Genomic DNA, 21,643 nt, shown 5'->3' with positions numbered 1-21,643 from the left:
GGACTCAAGCCCGTAGCCTGACAGGGTGAGCGGCAGAACAGCTGGGAAGATGCCCCCTATGGCAAGTGAAGTGCGGATCGAGCAGTTGTTCATCCCGGAGTCCGTCGACGCGCCCGACGCAGCGGACTTCCTGGCCGCAGTGGAAGTGGGCCGTAAGGTCCGGATGCAGACGTGGGGGAGCGATGACCTCGCATACGCCCCGCTTGAGAAGCTCCTCGAACTGGACGATCCCTATGAGCGCCAGGTCATCCTGGTGGCCAAGGTGGACGGCAGGATCGTGGGTACCGTGGACATCGCACTGCCCCTCACCGACAATCTTGACCTGGCGGAGTTCACGCTGGACATCCTGCCCGAATACCAGCGTCAGGGGGTGGGCCGGCAGCTGTTGGATGCCGCGGAACGGTTCGCCCGCGACGAGGGTAGGTCCATGATCCTGATCGACACCAACCATCCCGGGTCTTCGCTCCATGAGTTCGAATCCGAGCAGCTGGTGCCCGGATCCGGGCAGGGCTTCGTGCCGCTGGGCAGCCGGGAAGTGGAGTTCGCCCGGCGCACCGGCTACACGCTGCAGCACATCGAGCAGTTCAGCTCCTGCGCCCTGCCGCTCGACACCAAGCTCGTGGCGGAGCTCGAGGCCGAGGCGGAAGAAGCAAACAACGGCCGCTACCGGCTGCACCATTGGACCGACCGGTGCCCGGAGCGGTGGCTGGAATCCGTGGCCGCCCTAGAGAACCAGGCCGGCGGGGATACCATGCCCGCCGGCGGAAGCGAGGAGGACGGCATGGTGTTCGATGCCCGCATCCTGCGGGAAGCCGAGGACGTGACCATAGCGCAGGGGCGGCGCACGGTGGTGACCGCCGTCGAGCACGTTGCCTCTGAAACCCTGGTGGGACTGACCACCATCAGCGTCCTGGCGCAGCGCCAGGATGTCGTCTTCCAGGACGACACGGTGGTGCTGCAGGAGCACCGCGGCAACAAGCTGGGGCTGCTGATCAAGGTGGCCAACATGGAGCGGCTGACGGAGCAGTTCCCCGATGCACGCGTGATCTACACCTGGAACGCCCCGGAAAACCGGTACCTTCTGACCGTAAACCGCCAGTTGGGATTTACGACGGCGGGTGTCACCGGCATCTGGCAGAAGGAACTGCCGGATATGGGGCCCAGTACCAGTTGACCTGTGCCGGCTGGATGCCATCAGCTGGACGCCGATTTGGCGGTCCGGCGCGGCGTCCCGTAAGCTTGGAGGACCAAAGACCGTCGGTTGTTGGAAATCCATTCTTTCGAGCTCAGCTCAACTCTGTAGTTGTGCGCGGAGGAGCCAGTGGGTTTCCGGACGAAGGACCCTGAACATAGGGCGGCCAGCGCAGGTGAACGAAGCAAAGCTCCGCGGTTCTGAACTGCGTTGAGCCAAGCCCCGTGCATCTGCGCGGGGCGTTTTTAGTTTTAGCTCACCTGAGCGGGGACCCGGAATACCGGCACTATCCCCGGAAGGAGGGTTATGGCAACGCCTACCAAGGTTTCAGCAGTAGCTGAGATCACTAACGATTTCAAGGAATCGAACGCCGCTGTCCTGACCGAATACCGTGGGCTCACCGTTGCACAGCTCAAGCAGCTGCGTGTTTCTCTCGGCCAGGACACCAAGTTCTCGGTCGTCAAGAACACCCTGACCGCCATTGCAGCCAAGGAAGCTGGTGTCGAAGCATTCGACGGCCAGCTCGCCGGCCCCACTGCAATCGCGTTCATCAAGGGTGACGCAGTTGCAGCTGCCAAGAGCCTGACGGATTTTGCCAAGACCAACAAGCAGCTGGTTATCAAGACCGGTTACTTCGAGGGTAAGGCACTGAACGCCAGCGAAGTTGCTGCCCTGGCAGCACTCGAGTCCCGCGAGCTGCAGCTCGCCAAGGTTGCAGGCATCCTCAAGGCTCCTGCTGCCGCTGCTGCACGCATCATTGACGCCCTGCGCCTCAAGCTTGAAGAAGAGAACGGTGCTCCGGCTGAAGCCGACGCGCCCGCCGCTGAAGAAGCCCCGGCCGCAGAAGCAGCAGAGACCGAAGCTCCGGCCGAAGCCGCAGCCCCCGAAGAGAACTAACTCTCTTTCAAACCAGACTCCGGTGTGAAGGCAACGGCTCAGGCCGCCAAGCACCACCTATAGGAAGGACGCCACACCATGGCGAAGCTCAGCAACGAAGAGCTCATTGAAGCTTTCAAGGAACTGACCATCATCGAGCTCTCCGAGTTCGTCAAGCTCTTCGAAGAGACCTTCGAAGTTACGGCTGCTGCTGTCGCCGTTGCTGGCCCCGCTGCCGGCGCTGCTGAAGAAGCCGAAGAGAAGACCGAATTCGACGTCGTTCTCGAAGCTGCTGGCGACAAGAAGATCGCAGTGATCAAGGAAGTCCGCGCCATCACCTCCCTCGGCCTCAAGGAAGCCAAGGACCTGGTTGACAGCGCTCCGAAGGCTGTTCTCGAAGGCGTTACGAAGGAAGCTGCAGAGAAGGCTATTGCTCAGCTCGAAGAAGCCGGCGCACGCGTTACCCTCAAGTAACACACGCTTTGCTCTTGGAAGCCCCGTCCACTCCGGTGGGCGGGGTTTCCTGCGTTTTAAACCACAGCTGCGTCTAATTGGGGTCGCTGATATCAGCCACCACCGCACCGAGCGCCGCTGTCAGGGCGTCGGCGTCCACGAAGGCGCTGTAGCCGTGCTGGCCCGCGCCCATGGAGATGCGGCGGCCGGCAATGGTCTGGTCTGCATATACGGGCCAGGCCGTGGTGCTGCCCAGCGGGGTGATGGTCCCGCGTTCGTAGCCAGTGGCCTCCAGGGCCACGTCCGCCGCGGGCATCGAGAGTTTGTTGACGCCCACCAGGCTCCGAAGCTTGGGCCAGGAGATCTGGCGGTCGCCCGGAATGAGGGCGAACAGGAAGCTGCCGTCCTTGTGCTTCACGACGAGGGACTTCACAATATCGGCCGGCGTGATGCCGAGGATCTGCGCAGCCTCCTCGAGGCTGTGCGCCGCAAGCCGCTCCACGAGTTCGACGTCGAGGCCGCGGGCGGCGGCGTCGGCAAGGAAGCGCTCCCTGCCAGAGCCGTCCGCGCCTCCGGCCGATAGGGCTTTCATCAGTCCCGGTACAGCAGGAGGGCTTCGCCCTGCCCGCCGCCGCCGCACAGGGAGACCGCAGCCTTGCCTTGGCCGCGCCGTTTCAGTTCATGTGCCGCGTGCAGCGCCAGCCGGGCGCCGGAGGCGCCAATCGGATGGCCGACGGCGATGGCGCCGCCGTGGATGTTGCACTGCTCCAGCGGGTAGTCCAGGTCCTTGAGCGACTGCACGGCCACAGAACCGAAAGCCTCATTGATTTCAATGAAGTCCAGATCGGCAGTGGTCCAGCCCGCCCGGTCCAGGGCATTCCGGATCGCGTTGGAGGGCTGGGAGTGGAGTGAGTTGTCCGGCCCGGCCACCTGGCCGGGCCTGCCGACAACCACCAGGAATTCCAGCCCGTTGTCCTCGGCAAACTTGCGGGACGTCAGCACCAGGGCCGAGGCGCCGTCGGACAGGGGAGAGGAGTTGCCGGCGGTGATGGTCCCGTCCGTGACGAACGCGGCGCGAAGCCCTGCCAGCGATTCGACGGACGTGTCCGGACGGATCCCTTCGTCCGTGGCCACGACCACCGGATCGCCCTTGCGCTGCTTGACGCTGATCGGTGCGATTTCGCCGTCGAAGACCCCGTTCTTGGCGGCGATGGCCGCGCGCTGGTGAGACTGGGCCGCCACGTTGTCCTGCGACGCCCGGTCGATGCCCAGGACCAGGTTCTTGGTCTCGGTGGAGAGTCCCATGGACTGCCCGTCGAAGGCGTCCGTCAGGCCGTCGTGCGCGGCCACGTCGAGCGCCTGGACAGCGCCGTACGCCCAGCCCTGGCGCGAGCCCGGAAGAACATGCGGTGCCCGGGTCATGGATTCCTGGCCACCCGCGACAACGACGGCGGCATCGCCGCTGCGGATCATCCTCGCCGCGTCGATCACGGCGGTCAGCCCTGAAAGGCAGACCTTGTTGATGGTCACCGTAGGCACGTTCCAGCCGATGCCGGCGCCGATCGCGCTCTGCCGGGCCGGGTTCTGGCCGGCCCCGGCCTGAAGCACCTGGCCCATGATGACCGCGTCCACCTGGTCGGCGCGAAGCCCGCTGGCGGCGATGGCCGCCTTGATGGCGTGCGCGCCGAGTTCGACGGCGGTGAAGCTCGCCAGCTGTCCGTTGAGACGGCCCTGCGGCGTCCGGGCGCCGGACAGGATGACAACGTCATTGTTGTCTGCGGAGTTGGTCATGGTTATCTCTTCCGATCTGAATGAATGTAGGCCTAGGCTACCGTGAGCCCCGTCACCTAACCATTCAAACGCTGCGGCGGGTGCCGGAATTCCACTGCGGCACTGTGCCGCGCCAACTAGGTGCCTACGGCAACGGTGCTTGCAATAAGCTTCGAAGTGGGGTAGACACGCGTTAAGTTTTGCCGTATCGTAGATATTTGCGTCTTCCCTGTTTACCTTCAGCCTTCATATAGCGGTGGGCTTCTCCTGGCAGCTGCTCCATCAATGTGCCGTATACAACGTCACCAGCATGGGCAGACCAGGTCCCGGGTCATATAGCGGAACCGGATGGTAGCACTGCGGAGTCACTCTGCAGGGTACATAGCGGGGGAGATCTGAAAACGCCTGAAGGTCTGTGGAAGGATCCCTCTTGGTCGCCTCGAGCACCTCTAATAACGAAACCGCTAATACGGCAAGCACCGATGGTGCCACTCGCCGGCTCTCATTCGCAAAGATTCACGAACCTCTTGACGTTCCGAATCTCCTTGCCCTGCAGACGGACAGCTTCGACTGGCTGGTCGGAAACGAACGCTGGCAGGCGCGCGTAGCGAAGGCCGTCGAAGAAGGCGACCTCAGCGTCGCCACCACCTCCGGTCTTTCCGACATCTTCGAAGAGATCTCCCCGATTGAGGATTTCCAGGGCACCATGTCCCTGAGCTTCTCCGATCCGGAGTTCGCTGATCCGAAGTACACCATGGCTGAATGCAAGGACCGGGACGCAACGTACTCGGCACCGCTGTACGTCAAGGCCGAATTCATGAACAACAACACGGGCGAAATCAAGCAGCAGACCGTGTTCATGGGTGACTTCCCGCTGATGACCGAGAAGGGCACCTTCGTCGTCAACGGCACCGAACGTGTCGTCGTCTCCCAGCTGGTCCGCTCACCGGGCGCCTACTTCGAGCGCACCGCTGACAAGACCAGCGACAAGGACATCTTCACCGCAAAGATCATCCCGTCCCGCGGTGCATGGTTCGAGCTTGAGATCGACAAGCGCGACCAGGTCGGCGTGCGCCTCGACCGCAAGCGCAAGCAGTCCGTCACCGTGCTGCTGAAGGCCCTCGGCTGGACCGAAGGCCAGATCCTCGAGGAGTTCGGCCAGTACGACTCCATGCGCGCCACGCTGGAGAAGGACGCCACCGAAACCCGCGAAGACGCCCTGCTGGACATCTACCGCAAGCTGCGACCGGGCGAGCCGCCCACCGTCGAGGCTGCCCAGTCCCTGCTGGACAACCTGTACTTCAACTCCAAGCGCTACGATCTGGCCAAGGTTGGCCGTTACAAGATCAACCGCAAGCTTGGCATCGACCGCTCCCTTGGCGACAAGGAAGCTTCGGTCCTGCACGTTGAAGACATCGTCGCCATGATCAAGTTCCTGGTTGCGCTGCACGCCGGTGAGAAGACCCTCACGGGCAAGCGCGATGGCCAGGACCACGAGCTGCGCGTCGAGATCGACGACATCGACCACTTCGGCAACCGCCGCATCCGCGCCGTTGGCGAGCTCATCGAGAACCAGGTCCGCACCGGCCTGTCCCGCATGGAGCGCGTCGTCCGCGAGCGTATGACCACCCAGGACGTCGAAGCGATCACGCCGCAGACCCTGATCAACATCCGCCCGGTTGTGGCAGCGATCAAGGAGTTCTTCGGAACGTCCCAGCTGTCGCAGTTCATGGACCAGAACAACCCGCTCTCGGGTCTCACCCACAAGCGCCGTCTGTCTGCGCTTGGCCCCGGTGGTCTGTCCCGTGACCGTGCAGGCATGGAAGTCCGAGACGTTCACCCGTCCCACTACGGACGTATGTGCCCCATCGAAACCCCTGAAGGCCCGAACATTGGTCTGATCGGTTCGCTGGCTTCCTACGGCCGCATCAACCCGTTCGGTTTCATCGAGACTCCTTACCGTCTCGTCGCCGAAGGCGTCGTGTCCGACGAGGTCCAGTACCTGACGGCCGACGACGAAGCAGAGGTCCTGATCGCTCAGGCCAACGCTCCGCTGGACGAGAACAAGAAGTTCGCCGAAGAGACCGTCCTGGTCCGCGCCCGTGGTGGTGGAGGCGAGCCTGTGCTGGTTCCCGCCGGCGAGGTCGAGTTCATGGACGTTTCCCCGCGCCAGATGGTGTCCGTGGCTACTGCCTTGATCCCGTTCCTCGAGCATGACGATGCTAACCGCGCACTCATGGGTGCCAACATGCAGCGCCAGGCCGTGCCGCTGGTCCGTTCCGAGGCGCCGTTCGTCGGTACCGGCATGGAGCGCGCCGCTGCAGTCGACGCCGGCGACGTCACCATCGCGAAAAAGGCCGGTGTGGTCACCGAGGTGTCCGCCGAGCTCGTCATCATGCTCAACGACGACGGTACGGAAACCAACTACCGCATCAACAAGTTCGCCCGCTCCAACCAGGGCAACTGCTACAACAACCGCGTTCTGGTGAGCGAAGGCCAGCGCCTGGAGGTCGGCGGCATCATCGCTGACGGCCCGGCAACGGACCAGGGCGAACTGGCCCTCGGTAAGAACCTGCTCGTGGCATTCATGTCATGGGAAGGCCACAACTTCGAGGACGCCATCATCCTCTCGCAGCGCATTGTTGCCGAGGACGTTCTTTCCTCCATCCACATCGAGGAGCACGAGATCGATGCCCGCGACACCAAGCTTGGTGCCGAGGAAATCACCCGTGACATCCCCAACGTGTCCGAGGAAGTCCTGGCGGGCCTGGACGAGCGCGGCATCATCCACATCGGTGCAGAGGTTGAAGCCGGCGACATCCTGGTCGGAAAGGTCACCCCGAAGGGTGAAACCGAGCTGACCCCGGAGGAGCGCCTGCTGCGCGCCATCTTCGGCGAGAAATCCCGCGAAGTCCGCGATACTTCCCTGAAGGTGCCCCACGGCGAGTCCGGCACCGTCATCGGCGTCCGCGTCTTCGACCGCGACAACGACGACGAGCTGCCCCCGGGCGTGAACCAGCTGGTCCGCGTCTACGTGGCCGCCAAGCGCAAGATCACCGACGGCGACAAGCTCGCCGGCCGCCACGGCAACAAGGGTGTTATCTCCAAGATCCTCCCGATCGAGGACATGCCCTTCCTTGCCGACGGTACCCCCGTTGATATCGTCCTGAACCCGCTGGGTGTCCCGGGCCGTATGAACGTCGGTCAGGTGCTGGAAACGCACCTCGGCTGGGTTGCCAAGACCGGCTGGAAGATCGAAGGCGAGCCCGAGTGGGCCAAGCAGCTGCCGAACCTGCCGCGCGAGAGTGGCCAGACCACTGTTGCAACGCCTGTCTTCGACGGTGCCCGCGAAGAGGAAATCACGGGCCTGCTGGACTCCACCAACGTGACCCGCGATGGTGAGCGCCTGATCAACTCCTCGGGCAAGACCCGCCTGTTTGACGGCCGCTCCGGCGAGCCGTTCCCGGATCCGATCTCGGTCGGCTACATGTACATCCTGAAGCTCCACCACCTGGTGGACGACAAGATCCACGCGCGCTCCACCGGCCCGTACTCCATGATCACGCAGCAGCCGCTGGGTGGTAAGGCACAGTTCGGTGGCCAGCGCTTCGGTGAAATGGAAGTGTGGGCGCTCGAAGCTTACGGCGCCGCCTACACGCTCCAGGAGCTCCTCACGATCAAGTCGGATGATATCCACGGTCGTGTGAAGGTCTACGAAGCCATCGTCAAGGGCGAGAACATCCCGGAGCCGGGCGTTCCTGAGTCCTTCAAGGTCTTGATCAAGGAAATGCAGTCGCTGTGCCTGAACGTGGAAGTGCTTTCCACAGACGGAACCACGATTGAAATGCGTGACTCTGATGACGCAGTCTTCACGGCTGCGGAAGAACTGGGCATCGATCTGTCTCGTGCAGAGCCCAGTTCCGTAGAAGAGGTTTAGGTGAGGTCCGACGGCGGGTGACCACCCGCCGTCGGCTCCTCCCTCCCTTTTCCCGTAACCCAAGACTTCAGAATTTAGAGAACAAGAGAGAACAGGGACCATATGTCCAGCGAATCCTCCTTCGGCCTCATGCAGATCGGCCTCGCCACCGCGGAAGACATCCGTGGCTGGTCGTACGGCGAGGTTAAGAAGCCGGAAACCATCAACTACCGCACGCTCAAGCCCGAGAAGGACGGCCTCTTCTGCGAGAAGATCTTCGGCCCGTCCCGTGACTGGGAATGCTACTGCGGCAAGTACAAGCGCGTGCGCTTCAAGGGCATCATCTGTGAGCGGTGTGGCGTTGAGGTCACCCGTGCCAAGGTGCGCCGTGAGCGCATGGGCCACATCGAACTGGCTGCGCCCGTAACCCACATCTGGTACTTCAAGGGCGTTCCCTCCCGTCTGGGCTACCTCCTTGACCTGGCACCGAAGGACCTCGAAAAGGTCATCTACTTCGCTGCTTACATGATCACGAGCGTCGACGCCGACAGCCGCCACGAAGAACTGCCCAACCTGCAGGTTGAGCACGACATCGAGAAGAAGCAGCTGATCGACAACCGCGACTCCGACATCGCCACGATCGCCCGCGACCTCGAGAACGAGCTTGCCCGCCTCGAAGGCGAAGGCGCCAAGGCTGCCGACAAGAAGAAGGCCCGCGACTCCGCCGACCGCCAGATGGCGAACGTGCGCAAGCGTGCCGACGCCGAGATCGAGCGCCTCGAGCAGGTCTGGGACCGCTTCAAGAACCTGAAGGTCGCTGACCTCGAAGGCGACGAAGGCCTCTACCGCGAGCTGCGCGACCGCTACGGCATGTACTTCGAAGGCTCCATGGGTGCCGAAGCCATCAAGAAGCGTCTTGAGAACTTCGACATGCAGGCCGAGTCTGATCAGCTGCGCGACATCATCGCCAACGGCAAGGGCCAGCGCAAGACCCGTGCCCTCAAGCGCCTGAAGGTTGTCAACGCGTTCCTGACCACCAACAACAGCCCCCTGGGCATGGTGCTGGACGCCGTCCCGGTGATCCCGCCGGAACTGCGCCCGATGGTCCAGCTGGACGGTGGCCGCTTCGCGACCTCCGACCTCAACGACCTCTACCGCCGCGTGATCAACCGCAACAACCGTCTCAAGCGACTGCTTGACCTGGGTGCCCCGGAGATCATCGTCAACAACGAGAAGCGCATGCTTCAGGAAGCCGTTGACAGCCTCTTCGACAACGGCCGCCGTGGCCGTCCGGTCACCGGACCGGGCAACCGTCCGCTGAAGTCCCTGAGCGACATGCTCAAGGGCAAGCAGGGACGTTTCCGCCAGAACCTCCTCGGCAAGCGCGTTGACTACTCCGGCCGTTCGGTCATCGTCGTCGGCCCGCAGCTGAAGCTGCACCAGTGTGGTCTGCCCAAGCAGATGGCCCTGGAGCTCTTCAAGCCGTTCGTGATGAAGCGCCTGGTTGACCTCAATCACGCGCAGAACATCAAGTCGGCCAAGCGCATGGTTGAGCGTTACCGTCCGCAGGTCTGGGACGTCCTCGAAGAGATCATCACCGAACACCCGGTGCTGCTGAACCGTGCACCTACCCTGCACCGCCTCGGCATCCAGGCGTTCGAGCCGCAGCTCGTTGAAGGCAAGGCCATCCAGCTTCACCCGCTGGTCTGTGGCGCCTTCAACGCCGACTTCGACGGCGACCAGATGGCAGTCCACCTGCCGCTGAGCCCCGAAGCGCAGGCTGAGGCACGCATCCTGATGCTCTCCTCGAACAACATCCTGAAGCCGTCCGACGGCCGTCCGGTCACCCTGCCTTCGCAGGATATGATCATCGGCCTCTACCACCTGACCACCAAGCGTGTCGGTTCAGCTGGCGAAGGCCGGATCTTTGCTTCGGTGTCGGAAGCCATCATGGCCTACGACCTGCACGAGCTGCACCTGAACTCCAAGGTCAAAATCCGGCTTGAGGGCTTTGTCCCTTACGCCGGCTGGGAAGCTCCGGAAGACTGGGAGCAGGGTCAGACCGCGCTGGTTGAGACTTCGCTCGGCCAGGTTCTCTTCAACGAGACCCTGCCCGAGGACTACCCGTGGGTTGAGGATGTTGCAGACAAGGGCGAACTGTCCCGGATCGTCAACGACCTTGCCGAGCGCTACCCGAAGGTGGTCACAGCCGCAACGCTGGACAACCTGAAGGATGCCGGATTCTACTGGGCAACCCGTTCAGGCGTGACCGTGGCTATCTCCGACATTGAGGTACCCAAGGACAAGCCGGTGATCCTCGCCGGATACGAGACCATGGCTGCCAAGATCCAGGGCCAGTACGACAAGGGCCTGATCGACGACGACGAGCGTCGCCAGGAACTGATCGAGATCTGGAACAAGGCGACCAACGAGATTGCCCAGGCAATGCGCGACAGCCTGTCGCCGATGAACACCATCAACCGCATGGTGTCCTCCGGTGCACGTGGTAACTGGATGCAGGTCCGTCAGATCGCGGGTATCCGTGGCCTGGTGGCCAACCCGAAGGGTGAAATCATCCCGCGTCCGATCAAGTCCTCGTACCGCGAGGGCCTGTCGGTGCTGGAATACTTCATCGCCACGCACGGTGCCCGTAAGGGTCTGGCTGACACCGCCCTGCGTACCGCCAACTCGGGTTACCTGACCCGTCGTCTGGTGGACGTTTCGCAGGACGTCATCGTCCGCGAAGAGGACTGCGGGACCGAGCGCGGCCTCGTGACCCCGATCGCCGTCGTCGATGCCAACGGTGAACTCGTCCTGGACGAGAACGTCGAGAACAGCGCCTACGCCCGTACGCTGGCCGTGGACGTCGTTGACTCCAAGGGCAACATCCTGGCAGCCGGCGGCACCGACTGCGGTGACGTCGTGATCGCCGAGCTGTTCGCAGCCGGCATCACCGAGGTCAAGGTCCGCTCTGTACTCACCTGTGAGTCCAGCGTCGGCACCTGCGCGCTGTGCTACGGCCGTTCGCTGGCCACGGGCAAGACCGTCGACATCGGCGAGGCTGTTGGCATCATCGCCGCGCAGTCCATCGGTGAGCCGGGCACCCAGCTGACCATGCGTACGTTCCACACCGGTGGTGCTGTTTCCGCCAGCGGTGGAGACGACATCACCCAGGGTCTGCCCCGTATCCAGGAGCTCTTCGAAGCCCGTACTCCGAAGGGTGTGGCACCGATTGCGGAAGCAGCCGGACGCATCACCATCGAAGAGTCCGAGCGCCAGATGCGTCTGGTCATCACTCCGGACGACGGTTCCGAAGAGATCGCGTACCCGGTACTGCGCCGTTCACGTCTCCTGATCGAAGACGGCCAGCACGTCACGGTGGGCCAGAAGCTCATCAACGGTCCGGTCGACCCGAAGCAGGTCCTGCGCATCATGGGCCCGCGTGCCGCACAGAAGTTCCTCGTGGACGAAGTGCAGGGCGTGTACCGCAGCCAGGGCATCGGCATCCACGACAAGCACGTGGAGGTCATCGTCCGCCAGATGCTGCGCCGCGTCACGGTCATCGAATCCGGCGAATCGGACCTGCTCCCCGGTGAGCTGGCCGAGCGCAGCCGCTTCGAGGATGCCAACCGCCGCGTTGTGTCCGAGGGCAAGACTCCGGCTTCCGGACGTCCTGAGCTCATGGGCATCACCAAGGCCTCCCTGGCCACCGAGTCCTGGCTGTCCGCAGCTTCCTTCCAGGAGACCACCCGCGTCCTGACGCAGGCGGCCATGGAAGGCAAGAGCGATCCGCTGCTCGGCCTCAAGGAGAACGTCATCATCGGTAAGCTGATCCCGGCCGGCACGGGTCTCCCGCGCTACACCGAGGTCACGGTGGAACCGACTGAAGAAGCAAAGGCCAACCTGTTCACCGGCCCCAGCGCGTTCAGCGACTTCTCCTACGACACCCTGGGCGGCGACGGAGCTCCCGAGTTCCACGCCATCCCGCTGGATGACTACGACCTCGGCAACGACTTCCGGTAGCCGCTCTTGACAACGCGGGGTCACTTACGGCCCAATCCGCACCGTGGATTGGGCTCAGAGTGACCCCGCGTTGTTGTTTAAGGGCAGGGATCCCCTCCGATTAAGGCCTGGTGGGAGTCCGTGTTAGACTTGTGACCAATTGTTATTGTGGCAGTGGATGAGTGCGCCGGTACAGCCGAAAGGCTGAACCAGAGCGACGTTTCCGGTTTGCAGGGTTCTTGTGCAACGTATGCCACATTTTTGCATGCCTAGGGGACTTTTGAAGACGAAAGTCACGTCATTCCCCATGTGTGCGATCCGACTATTAAAGGCTTCGCCTCAGCTGCTCTGGAGACTTCTTCAAAGCTCGGGCGGCGGGGCAAAGCAACAGGAGAGCGGCTGTCAGAGGCCGCTCCGGATAAAACGGAGAACACGAAAGTGCCTACGATTAACCAGCTGGTCCGCAAGGGCCGCACGCCGAAGGTCAAAAAGACCAAGGCTCCCGCGCTTAACGGCAGCCCGATGCGCCGCGGTGTCTGCACCCGCGTGTACACCACGACCCCGAAGAAGCCGAACTCGGCTCTGCGTAAGGTTGCACGTGTGCGCCTTAACGGTGGCATTGAAGTAACCGCCTACATCCCCGGTGTGGGCCACAACCTCCAGGAGCACTCCATTGTGCTCGTTCGTGGTGGTCGTGTGAAGGACCTTCCCGGTGTCCGCTACAAGATCGTCCGCGGCGCCCTCGATACCCAGGGTGTCAAGAACCGTAAGCAGGCCCGCAGCCGCTACGGCGCAAAGATGGAGAAGAAGTAATATGCCTCGCAAGGGTCCGGCCCCCAAGCGGCCGCTCGTACTAGATCCCGTTTACGGCTCCCCGCTGGTCACTCAGCTGATCAACAAGGTCCTGGTTGACGGCAAGAAGTCCACCGCAGAGCGCATCGTCTACGGCGCCCTCGAAGGTGCACGCGCCAAGTCCGGTGGCGACCCCGTTGCCGCCCTCAAGAAGGCCATGGACAACGTCAAGCCTTCCCTCGAGGTCCGCTCCCGCCGTGTCGGTGGCGCAACCTACCAGGTTCCGGTTGAGGTCAAGCCGGGCCGCTCCACCGCCCTCGCCCTCCGCTGGCTGGTCGGCTACTCGAAGGCCCGCCGCGAAAAGACGATGACCGAGCGTCTCCAGAACGAAATCCTGGATGCCTCCAATGGTCTCGGTGCCGCTGTGAAGCGTCGCGAAGACACCCACAAGATGGCCGAGTCGAACAAGGCCTTCGCACACTACCGCTGGTAAAACTTCCCGTACGCCGCCGGCTCAGACGAGCCGGCGGCGAACGCGTAGTCCATCCGAAAGGGAGACACCGTGGCACAGGACGTGCTTACAGACCTTAGTAAGGTCCGCAACATCGGCATCATGGCCCACATTGATGCCGGCAAGACCACCACCACCGAGCGCATTCTGTTCTACACAGGTGTGAACCACAAGATCGGCGAAACGCACGACGGCGCGTCGACCACCGACTGGATGGAACAGGAAAAGGAACGCGGCATCACCATCACGTCTGCCGCCGTGACCTGCTTCTGGGAAAACAACCAGATCAACATCATTGACACCCCGGGCCACGTGGACTTCACGGTTGAGGTTGAGCGCTCCCTGCGCGTCCTCGACGGTGCAGTTGCCGTGTTCGACGGCAAGGAAGGCGTTGAGCCGCAGTCCGAGACCGTTTGGCGTCAGGCTGACAAGTACAACGTTCCGCGTATCTGCTTCGTCAACAAGATGGACAAGCTCGGTGCTGACTTCTACTTCACCGTAGACACGATCATCAGCCGTCTTGGCGCCAAGCCGCTGGTCATGCAGCTGCCGATCGGTGCAGAGAACGACTTCGTTGGCGTCGTCGACCTGCTCTACATGCGCGCACTCGTATGGCCCGGCGATGCCAAGGGCGATGTGACCATGGGCGCCAAATACGAGGTCCAGGAGATCCCGGCTGACCTCAAGGAAAAGGCCGAGGAGTACCGCGCAGCGCTTGTCGAGGCCGTCGCCGAGTCCTCTGAAGAACTCATGGAAAAGTACCTCGAAGGTGAAGAAATCACCGTCGATGAGCTCAAGGCCGGCATCCGCAAGATGACGATCAACTCTGAGCTGTACCCGGTCTTCTGTGGTTCCGCCTTCAAGAACCGCGGCGTCCAGCCGATGCTTGATGCAGTGGTGGACTACCTGCCGAACCCGCTCGACGTCCCGCCGATGATCGGTCACGATCCTCGCGACGAAGAGAAGGAACTGACGCGCGCGCCGTCTTCCGAGGAGCCGTTCTCGGCTCTGGCCTTCAAGATTGCTGCCCACCCGTTCTTCGGTCAGCTCACCTTCATCCGCGTGTACTCCGGTCACGTCGAGGCGGGTGCCCAGGTGGTCAACTCCACCAAGGGCAAGAAGGAGCGCATCGGCAAGCTGTTCCAGATGCACGCCAACAAGGAAATGCCCGTCGAGGGCGCTACCGCCGGCCACATCTACGCAGCGATCGGGCTGAAGGACACCACCACGGGCGACACCCTGTGCGACTCCAGCAACCAGATCGTCCTCGAGTCCATGAGCTTCCCGGAGCCCGTGATCTCTGTGGCGATCGAGCCGAACACCAAGGGTGACCAGGAGAAGCTCTCCACGGCCATCCAGAAGCTCTCCGCTGAGGACCCGACCTTCCAGGTCTCCCTCAACGAAGACACCGGCCAGACCATCATCGCCGGCATGGGCGAGCTCCACCTGGACATCCTGGTGGACCGCATGCGCCGCGAGTTCAAGGTCGAGGCGAACGTTGGCAAGCCGCAGGTTGCTTACCGCGAAACCATCAAGCGTGGTGTAGAGCGTCACGACTACACGCACAAGAAGCAGACCGGTGGTTCGGGCCAGTTCGCGAAGATCCAGATCGCGATCGCGCCGTTGGACACGTCCGAAGGCGAGCTGTACGAGTTCGAGAACAAGGTCACTGGTGGCCGTATCCCGCGCGAGTACATCCCGTCCGTTGACGCCGGTATCCAGGATGCACTGAACGACGGCGTCCTGGCCGGCTACCCGGTTGTTGGCATCAAGGCGACGCTGATTGACGGCGCGTACCACGATGTTGACTCCTCGGAAATGGCGTTCAAGATCGCCGGCCGTATGGCTTTCAAGGAAGCCGCACGCAAGGCGAACCCCATCCTGCTCGAACCGCTGATGGATGTCGAGGTCCGCACCCCTGAGGAATACATGGGTGAAGTTATTGGTGACCTCAACTCCCGCCGTGGCCAGATGCAGTCCATGGAGGATGCCCAGGGCGTCAAGGTTATCCGTGCGCACGTCCCGCTGTCCGGCATGTTCGGCTACATCGGCGACCTGCGTTCAAAGACCCAGGGCCGCGCTGTGTACTCCATGACGTTCCACAGCTACGCGGAGGTCCCGAAGGCATTTGCCGACGAGATCATCCAGAAGAACCGCGGCGAATAGTCTTCCGACTGTCCTCGCGAGCAACTTGGGTGTGATTCCGGAAACGGAACCTCGCCCGGCGCAGACGGCCGGCCCCGGTCCTGATCGGATCTTGCCGTCTGCGCAAACAGGCTCTAGGCACTAGTATTAGTTCCTGAATCTGCAAATTTCACCAATCCAAAGCCCCCCAAGTAGACTTGCTGAAGTTTCTGCCGCGACAAGCGCGGTCGAAGGGTAAGTCATTTGAAAACGTTCTAGGAGGAACCTGTGGCAAAGGCAAAGTTCGAGCGGACTAAGCCGCACGTTAACATCGGTACCATTGGTCACGTTGACCACGGTAAGACGACGTTGACGGCCGCCATTTCCAAGGTGCTGTACGACAAGTACCCGACTCTCAACGAGCAGCGCGACTTCGCGTCTATTGACTCTGCTCCCGAAGAGCGTCAGCGCGGCATTACCATCAACATTTCCCACGTTGAGTACCAGACCGAGAAGCGCCACTACGCACACGTAGACGCTCCGGGTCACGCTGACTACATCAAGAACATGATCACCGGTGCTGCACAGATGGACGGTGCAATCCTCGTGGTTGCCGCCACTGACGGCCCGATGGCTCAGACCCGCGAGCACGTTCTGCTCGCCCGCCAGGTTGGTGTTCCCTACCTGCTGGTCGCGCTGAACAAGTCCGACATGGTCGATGACGAAGAGCTCCTCGACCTCGTCGAAATGGAAGTTCGTGAGCTGCTTTCCGCTCAGGGCTTCGATGGCGATGAGGCTCCGGTTGTTCGCGTTTCCGGCCTTAAGGCACTCGAAGGCGACCCGGTTTGGGTTAAGTCCGTCGAGGACCTCATGGAAGCTGTCGACAACTCCGTTCCGGACCCGGTACGTGACCGTGACAAGCCGTTCCTGATGCCGATCGAAGACGTCTTCACCATCACCGGCCGTGGCACCGTTGTAACGGGCCGCGCCGAGCGTGGAACCCTCGCCATCAACTCCGAGGTCGAGATCGTCGGTATCCGCCCGGTCCAGAAGACCACGGTTACCGGTATCGAGATGTTCCACAAGCAGCTCGACGAAGCATGGGCGGGCGAGAACTGTGGCCTCCTGCTCCGCGGTCTGAAGCGCGATGACGTAGAGCGTGGCCAGGTTGTCGTCAAGCCGGGTTCCATCACCCCGCACACCGACTTCGAGGCTAACGTCTACATCCTCTCCAAGGACGAAGGCGGACGTCACAACCCGTTCTACTCCAACTACCGCCCGCAGTTCTACTTCCGCACCACGGACGTAACCGGCGTTATCACCCTGCCGGAAGGCACGGAAATGGTTATGCCTGGCGACAACACTGAGATGACCGTTGCGCTCATCCAGCCCATCGCCATGGAAGAGGGCCTCGGCTTCGCTATCCGCGAAGGCGGCCGCACCGTTGGTTCGGGACGCGTCACCAAGATCATCAAGTAGTCCTTGCTGATCATGGATCAGAGGGCCCGGTAACGGCCTGACGGATCTTCTAAACAGCCCCGCTGCTAGTGCAGCGGGGCTGTTTTTTGCTATCCTTTATCCATTCATTGGATTAATTGCTGCCGGGGCGTTGCGCCGCCAGCAGTGGTCGGAAGGCGGCGGCATGTGGACCTCTACTGATGAGGCGTACAGCGCCGGCTTTAGGGCCGGCCATCTCCAAGGATGGCTGGACGCTTTGGCCAATACCGAGGCAGCGACTGAACCGGCAGCGGGTGAACCGGACCGGCCGGCCTCGCTCGCTGCGCCTCCCTCGCCCGCCAGCCAGCCGCGGCCGCCGGCAGCCGGGCCGGTGAGGCGGCCGGCTCCGTTGGAACCGGCAACCGCTCCGGTGTACGCTTCCGTCCCTCCCCGTGTGGAGGCAGAACTCCGTGCGGAGCGGGACATGGCGCGGGCCAAACGTGAGCGGCAGAATATCAATGTCACGCTCTACGTCGCCAGTTTGCTCCTGGTCGCCGCCGGTGCGCTCTTTGTTGGCACGGGGCTTCCTGTGTCTCTTCGGTTTGTGGGCGTGTGCACCATCACCGCGCTGTTTTATGCTGCGGGACTGATGCTCCATGCGAGGGCGCCGCGGCTGAGGCCTGCCGCCGTTGCCTTCTCGGGCACTGGGCTGGCACTGATTCCCGTGACAGGCCTCGCCATGTACAGCCTTGCCCTCCACGATGCTCCGCTTGCATGGCTGGCTACATCGGCCGTCGGCACCGCAGCATACGTCGTGGCCGCCGTCCGGCTCGAGAGCCGGGTCCTCGTCTATCTTTCACTGAGCTTCGTTGCGTCCACTGCCTGGTCCGGGGTGTCCGTCCTGGGTGGGGCGCTCATCTGGTACTTCACTGCACTGATCGGGGTGGCGGTTTTCTTCACTGTCCTGGCCATACTGAAGCCACGGTGGCTGCCGCCCCTGTACGTCAGGCCGCTTGCCCAGTTGCATCCGTTCATCGTTCCCGCTGTTGCGGTGGCTGCCACGTTGGTTCCGCTGATGCTCGGACGCGGTGACTACGCCCGGATCATGGCGATGTGCGGATGCTATTTCGCGGTGACGTCCGTGGCCCCCGGGTCGCAGCTCCGGACGCTCCAGTTTCTGGCTGCCCGGGCGAGCCTGACGGTGGCGGCGTCAGTGGCCGTCTGGAACCTGAGCGGGCGGGGGAGTGCCGCCCTTGCCGCGGCGGCCGTGCTGCTGGCCATCCAGGCCCTTGTGTCGGTCGTGGGTAATGAGCCTCCGGACCAGGAACGCACAGCGGGCCGGCTGGGAGCCTGGCGCCTCCCGTCCCTGCTCCTTGGCGTCCTGCGCCACCGCCGGTGGAGGCTGGACGTCCTCGTTACCTTCGCCCTGGAACTGCTGCTGACGGTGGCCTACGCCGTGGCGGAGCGGCTCGACTTCCTGGCCGGGCCGCCGGTGGGTGCGGACGGCAGCCCGCTGTGGGCCCTCGCGCTGCTGGCGCTGCTGACGGGCGCGGTGCTTGCGGCCAGGCACCGCGAGAGGGCCGAGTGGGCCCCGGTTGCTGCGCTCGGCATGGCCATACTGCTGGCGGACTGGCTCGGGGCATGGACGCTGGTGGGACTGCTCGTCGCCGGAGCCGCCTTCTGGGCCGTGCGCTCCCGCCCCCGCACGGAGCCGCTGCGCCTGCATTTTGTCCTCGCAGCGCGCATCACCCTCACGGTGGCGGTGCCTGTCCTGACGGCGGCAGTCGTCGGCGAGAACGACGCACGCTTCCGGGCCGCAGCCCTGGCGCTCTGCCTTGTCCTGGTCATTCAGCAGCTGGCAACAGCTGCGATGATCCGCCTCCACGTGCCAGCGCTGACGCCGCAGATCAGCCTGGCCGTGTTCACCGTCGCGGGCGTGGGAACCATGGCTGCGCTGGTGCTCGGCGAACCCGAGCCGTTCCTCTATCCGGCGTCAGAACACTTTGGCGGCATCGCCATCGGTGCCCAGCTCATGGCATCGCTGGCCGCCGGCCTGCTGCTGTTTCGCCGATACGGGGAGGAGCCCTGGCGGCCGTCCATCGCGGAAGCCGTTCCGTTGGCCGTCTCGCTTGTTGCCGTGCCGCTTGCCTTCTGCGCAGTATCGCTCACGCTGGGAAACTCCGCGTTGCTGACCGTTACGGGCTACCTGGCAGTGACTGCCGTCCGCGCCGGCAGGAAAGGCTCCAGCATTGCATCCGCGGGAACGCCAACCCAGGGACGGTACTACTCGTGGTTCAGCCGCGCCGCCGCGACCTCTCTGGTGCTGACAGTGTTCCATCAGATTCTGCGGGACAACGGCCCCATCCTCGTGGGCGGCGAGGCGCTGGCCCCGGCCACTGTCCTCGCCGTCGCACTGTCCCTCCAGCTCGCAATACCCCTGCGGGCGGCAGCCCGCGGCAGAGTACAAGACAGCCAGTTGGCAGACGCTGCCGTGCTTCTGGCGCTGCAGTCGGCCGCGATCGTATCAGCGGCGGCCACGGTCTTCGCGTCGGAAACCCCGTCGTGGCAGGCCACGTTCGCACCGCTGCTCCTGGCCGGGGGAGCCGCAGCCGCCGGCTACGTGCTGCGGACGCACCGGTGGTCTGCGGTGTTCGCTCCGGCAGTGTTGGCCCTGCTGCTGGTGCTGCGCGGGGCAAGTCTCCCCGACGTCGAAATCCTGCTGGGTGTCTTCGCGGTCTTCAGCGCAGCCATGGTGGCTGCCGTGGAGGACCGCACATCAAAGGGCGCGTACTTCGCTGCCGCCCGCATCCTTGCGGCAGCGCTGGCAGTGGTGCTCAGTCATGACGTTTCGGCCTCACCCACCGTTGTTGCTGTGACCTTCGCGCTCGTGCTCGCGGCGCAGCACGTGATCCGCTGGCTCATGCGGCACCGCCTTACGGAGGTTCCCTTCCAGCAGGCAGCCGTCTGGATCACGCTGGCCAGCCAGGCGATTCTTCCGGTCGCGTACGTAGCGCAACCATTCCGGGCGGGATTGATTGCGGACGACGGCGGCCGCTGGGTAGTGCTGTTGTCCCTGCTTCTGCTGCTGGTCTCCGCTGTCGCTGCCGGCCGGTTGTTTGCCGCCCGGGGGGCTGCCTACCTGGCTGTGTATGCGGCGCTGTTCGCGGTGGTTGCGATGGGGCCGCTTCTGCCCTTCGGGCAACTTTTTGCGGCCACTGCTTTCCTGGCAGCCCCCTTGCTGGGTCATGCAGGCGTCGCGCTGGCGCTGCTGGGGCTGTCCCTGGCCGCCACGGTAGGCGGAACACTCTTCCGGCACAGGAACGGCGGCGGCGTTGACCACTGGCTGTGGCTGGCGGCAGCCGTCTCCTTCGGCACCGCGTCAGCCATGCTGGCACCTCCGTCCGGGGACTGGATTGCCGGTGCGGCGGTGCTGGGTCTTTCGGCGGCGTGCTTTGCGGCGTCGCATGTGGAGTGCATGCCCGGGTTCTACCCGCCGGCAGTCCTGGCTGCGCTGACAGGGGCCACGATGACGGCGGACGGAATCCTCGGGGATGTTCCGGGGCTTTGGGGCTTCTACCTTCCGTGGCTGGCAGGGTGCGGAACCGCGGCCGCAGCACTCTACGTTGCCGGAAAGATTCGCGGCCACCGGCCGCACGGCCGGGAGCCGCTGGCCGAAGGATCGCCCGCCGCGGCCAGTCAGGGCGGCGACGTTCGCTTTCTTGCACTGGTCGGGGCTGCCGTCCTGGGCCTCGCCGTGGCGGGAATTGTGGGGCTGCTGTACAGCGAGACGTCGTGGGCGGGAGCAGCGCTGGTGACCATGACCGCCGTCGTGATTTGGCTGGAGGTCCCCGCTGCGGTGCGACGCCCGGCAGCAGAACTCGGGTCCTTGGCCGTGACGGCCGCCGTCCAGCGTGCGGCGCTCTTCGCCGCTCCCTCCCAGCAGCACGCGGGCTGGCTGGACGGGATCTTGCCTGGCTCCTCCTGGCCGGATACATTCTGGACGGTCCAGTGGTACGTGGTCCTCGCCTCGGTGCTTGGCGTGCTGCGGTATAGGTCGGGCCAGCCCGGCGCCGGCAGGCTGTATCTTGGCCTCGCCGCCGCTCTGGTCTCGTTGAGCGGCCTCCTGGTGATCTTCGGCGGCAATGGTGCCCAGCAACTCTGGGTGCTGGCGTTCTTTGCAGCGGTGCTGGTGGTGGGGCTGGGGTACAGCGAACGGATGCTCGTCTGGTGGGGTGCAGCGGGGGTTGGGCTGTGCATCATGTGGGCGATACGCCAGTACACCTACGTGCTGCTGGCGCTGATCGCCGTCGGCCTCATCGCGCTCGCCCTCCGGAAGCTCAGCCGCAGCAAGCCTGCCGGGACCGACTGACGGACGGACTGGCTGACTGCGTGATGTGCCCTGCTATCGTTGCTGAAAAGAGAGGTGGCACATCATGGGATGGCTTATTTTCCTGATCGTGGCTGTAATCGTTGTTGCCGGTGTGTTCTGGGCCAAGAAGCATTTCCGCAACGAGATTGAACGCGCAAAGCGCATCAACCGCGCCAACAAGAACCAGTAACCCGCGGCGGT

Annotated in this window: 13 protein-coding genes; 11 read left to right on the top strand and 2 right to left on the bottom strand. The window is 63.5% G+C overall.

What is annotated here, in order from left to right; genetic code table 11:
* The first annotated feature begins 58 nt into the window (after positions 1-58).
* The 3 genes from AC1DD3_RS16645 (at position 59) to rplL (ending at position 2,542) form a co-directional block, all read left to right on the top strand.
* The gene (locus tag AC1DD3_RS16645) at positions 59-1,174 is read left to right on the top strand and encodes a GNAT family N-acetyltransferase (protein ID WP_230118097.1); all 1,116 of its coding nucleotides are present in this window, start codon (positions 59-61) and stop codon (positions 1,172-1,174) included.
* Between the two features lie 324 nt (positions 1,175-1,498).
* Positions 1,499-2,089: a 50S ribosomal protein L10 gene (gene rplJ, locus AC1DD3_RS16640; RefSeq protein ID WP_476882114.1), complete on the top strand. Its 591-nt coding sequence runs from the start codon at positions 1,499-1,501 to the stop codon at positions 2,087-2,089.
* Between the two features lie 78 nt (positions 2,090-2,167).
* Positions 2,168-2,542, top strand: coding sequence for a 50S ribosomal protein L7/L12 (gene rplL / locus AC1DD3_RS16635; protein WP_230118099.1), 375 nt, complete (start codon positions 2,168-2,170; stop codon positions 2,540-2,542).
* A gap of 73 nt (positions 2,543-2,615) precedes the next feature.
* On the opposite strand, the gene AC1DD3_RS16630 is transcribed toward rplL, so the two are convergent.
* Together AC1DD3_RS16630 and AC1DD3_RS16625 are read right to left on the bottom strand one after the other, a co-directional pair.
* Positions 2,616-3,113, bottom strand: a complete 498-nt coding sequence (locus AC1DD3_RS16630) for an aminoacyl-tRNA deacylase (protein WP_230118100.1) — start codon at positions 3,111-3,113, stop codon at positions 2,616-2,618.
* A complete protein-coding gene (locus AC1DD3_RS16625) occupies positions 3,113-4,312 on the bottom strand; it encodes an acetyl-CoA C-acetyltransferase (protein ID WP_476882113.1) in 1,200 nt (399 codons plus the stop codon). The genes AC1DD3_RS16630 and AC1DD3_RS16625 overlap by 1 nt, the downstream gene beginning before the upstream one ends.
* 409 nt (positions 4,313-4,721) lie before the next feature.
* Between AC1DD3_RS16625 and rpoB the strand changes: the two genes are divergently transcribed.
* The 8 genes from rpoB to AC1DD3_RS16585 all read left to right on the top strand — a co-directional run bounded on the left by rpoB (position 4,722) and on the right by AC1DD3_RS16585 (position 21,632).
* Positions 4,722-8,228, top strand: coding sequence for a DNA-directed RNA polymerase subunit beta (gene rpoB / locus AC1DD3_RS16620; RefSeq protein ID WP_230118102.1), 3,507 nt, complete (start codon positions 4,722-4,724; stop codon positions 8,226-8,228).
* A gap of 102 nt (positions 8,229-8,330) precedes the next feature.
* Positions 8,331-12,230: a DNA-directed RNA polymerase subunit beta' gene (locus tag AC1DD3_RS16615; protein ID WP_230118103.1), complete on the top strand. Its 3,900-nt coding sequence runs from the start codon at positions 8,331-8,333 to the stop codon at positions 12,228-12,230.
* Between the two features lie 417 nt (positions 12,231-12,647).
* Positions 12,648-13,022, top strand: a complete 375-nt coding sequence (gene rpsL, locus AC1DD3_RS16610; protein ID WP_018773658.1) for a 30S ribosomal protein S12 — start codon at positions 12,648-12,650, stop codon at positions 13,020-13,022.
* 1 nt (position 13,023) lies between these two features.
* Positions 13,024-13,494: a 30S ribosomal protein S7 gene (gene rpsG, locus AC1DD3_RS16605; RefSeq protein WP_026531948.1), complete on the top strand. Its 471-nt coding sequence runs from the start codon at positions 13,024-13,026 to the stop codon at positions 13,492-13,494.
* A gap of 69 nt (positions 13,495-13,563) precedes the next feature.
* Positions 13,564-15,678 carry an elongation factor G gene (gene fusA, locus AC1DD3_RS16600; protein ID WP_230118104.1) on the top strand — a complete coding sequence of 705 codons (2,115 nt, stop codon included), beginning with the start codon at positions 13,564-13,566 and terminating at the stop codon, positions 15,676-15,678.
* A 246-nt stretch (positions 15,679-15,924) separates the two neighbouring features.
* Positions 15,925-17,115 (top strand): elongation factor Tu, encoded by a 1,191-nt coding sequence (gene tuf / locus AC1DD3_RS16595; protein WP_108600234.1) that lies wholly within the window; start codon positions 15,925-15,927, stop codon positions 17,113-17,115.
* Between the two features lie 163 nt (positions 17,116-17,278).
* The gene (locus tag AC1DD3_RS16590; RefSeq protein ID WP_476882112.1) at positions 17,279-21,442 is read left to right on the top strand and encodes a hypothetical protein; all 4,164 of its coding nucleotides are present in this window, start codon (positions 17,279-17,281) and stop codon (positions 21,440-21,442) included.
* Between the two features lie 64 nt (positions 21,443-21,506).
* The gene (locus AC1DD3_RS16585; RefSeq protein ID WP_290369732.1) at positions 21,507-21,632 is read left to right on the top strand and encodes a hypothetical protein; all 126 of its coding nucleotides are present in this window, start codon (positions 21,507-21,509) and stop codon (positions 21,630-21,632) included.
* The last annotated feature ends 11 nt before the right edge of the window (positions 21,633-21,643 follow it).

Source organism: Arthrobacter sp. 05T444, assembly GCF_056395905.1.
Note: the sequence above shows the minus strand (reverse complement) of the source record. Positions and strands in the feature narration are given on the sequence as shown.

Bases quoted from the DNA above. Each gene is read 5' to 3' on its own strand.
- AC1DD3_RS16615 (WP_230118103.1), top strand. From the start codon at position 8,331: ATGTCCAGCGAATCCTCCTTCGGCCTCATGCAGATCGGCCTCGCCACC.
- AC1DD3_RS16585 (WP_290369732.1), top strand. From the start codon at position 21,507: ATGGGATGGCTTATTTTCCTGATCGTGGCTGTAATCGTTGTTGCCGGT.
- rplL (WP_230118099.1), top strand. From the start codon at position 2,168: ATGGCGAAGCTCAGCAACGAAGAGCTCATTGAAGCTTTCAAGGAACTG.
- AC1DD3_RS16645 (WP_230118097.1), top strand. From the start codon at position 59: ATGGCAAGTGAAGTGCGGATCGAGCAGTTGTTCATCCCGGAGTCCGTC.
- rplJ (WP_476882114.1), top strand. From the start codon at position 1,499: ATGGCAACGCCTACCAAGGTTTCAGCAGTAGCTGAGATCACTAACGAT.
- AC1DD3_RS16590 (WP_476882112.1), top strand. From the start codon at position 17,279: ATGTGGACCTCTACTGATGAGGCGTACAGCGCCGGCTTTAGGGCCGGC.
- rpsG (WP_026531948.1), top strand. From the start codon at position 13,024: ATGCCTCGCAAGGGTCCGGCCCCCAAGCGGCCGCTCGTACTAGATCCC.
- AC1DD3_RS16625 (WP_476882113.1), bottom strand. From the start codon at position 4,312: ATGACCAACTCCGCAGACAACAATGACGTTGTCATCCTGTCCGGCGCC.
- AC1DD3_RS16630 (WP_230118100.1), bottom strand. From the start codon at position 3,113: ATGAAAGCCCTATCGGCCGGAGGCGCGGACGGCTCTGGCAGGGAGCGC.